Source organism: Candidatus Cryosericum odellii (assembly GCF_003570935.1).
Classification (GTDB): domain Bacteria; phylum Caldisericota; class Caldisericia; order Cryosericales; family Cryosericaceae; genus Cryosericum; species Cryosericum odellii.
This window is the reverse complement of the sequence record NZ_QXIU01000007.1, coordinates 1-1,295: the sequence shown is the minus strand read 5'-3', so window position 1 is coordinate 1,295 and position 1,295 is coordinate 1. Positions and strand designations below refer to the sequence as shown.

Sequence of the window (1,295 nt, the reverse complement as noted above, 5' to 3'; positions counted from 1 at the left end):
CGGACATTCGCTCACGTCTTGCCAGGGGCAACTGATCAGCATCGAGCAAGACTCCACCCACAGAAACGGTCGTGGAGAGACGCCTCCCAAGGCATCAGACGAGCTTACGTCGAGTAGACAGTCTGCCCTTTGAGAAGCTGATCCGCGAGAAGAGCCGCACCAACGGCGGCAGCATCGTTCCTATAGTGTGCCATCGAGAATTCGATGCCCTCAAACAGGAGCGGCAGAGAACGCCGCTGAGCAACGCGCTTCATTTCGTCCATGAGCAGCCCTGACTCGGCAACTCCGCCGCCCAGCACGACCATATCCGGGTCGAGCGTGTTAATGAGTGCCGCAGCCGCCCGACCAAGGTGGCGGGCCGCCCGCTTGAAGGCTTGTTGTGCCAGTAGGTCTCCATGATGAGCAAACTCGGAGATTGTCCGGGCCGACGCTGCGTCTTTCATCGTCATGAGACTCTTCGACCCCTTAGCCAGTGCGCTCTCGACATACCGCTCGATACCGGTTCCGGAAGCGGTGGTCTCGAGGCAGCCATGACGGCCACAGCCGCACAGCAGGCCACGGTCGACCATGGGAAGGTGCCCTATCTCGCCTGCAAAGCCGTGGCGACCAACATACAGGTGCCCGTCGACAATGAACGCTCCGCCAACACCAGTCCCGACAGAGAACATCACGACATTGCGGCGACCGACGGCAACCCCGCTGACCCACTCGGCGAAGAGCGCACAGTTGGCATCGTTTTCCAGATACGCCGGGGCACCGGTGAACCCACCGACGATATCAGCAAGCGCCACATCTCGCACGCCAGGCATATTGGGAGGAAACAGGAGCACGCCATGCTTCTGGTCGACCATGCCGGCACACCCGATACCCGTACCCATGATGGCAACCCCTGTATCTGCCGCCCGCCGACAGAGGTCACCCATCCCTTGCAGGATGAGCTCTGAGAACTCCCGACTGGACCGGGCAGCATATGGCAATACCACCCTGTATGCAATGGCATCACCCGACCAGAGGATGAACGTAACCTTGGTCCCACCTATGTCCACACCTGCTACAGTGCGCACCGTCGCCCTTGATGTGTCCATGTCGCCAACCTCTCAATCAATTTCGTATGCGACGTTAATATTCAAGTTATTGTAGGATGACAGCATGACCTGTCAAGCCGTCGAGCAAGACCCTCAGTGACGGCGTTCCTCTCGAACGGTCAGAAAATCATACGGGCTCTCGAGGAAATCGTCCAGCACGACCGTCATCGCCCCAAGAAGAGTGCTGTTTTCAGACAAGGAGGACAGCGT

General features: G+C 58.9%; 1 protein-coding gene. It reads right to left on the bottom strand.

The window, feature by feature from the left end; translation table 11 throughout:
- Positions 1–104: 104 nt before the first annotated feature.
- Positions 105–1,085, bottom strand: a complete 981-nt coding sequence (locus SMC5_RS00230) for an ROK family protein (RefSeq protein ID WP_119119119.1) — start codon at positions 1,083–1,085, stop codon at positions 105–107.
- Positions 1,086–1,295 lie beyond the last annotated feature (210 nt).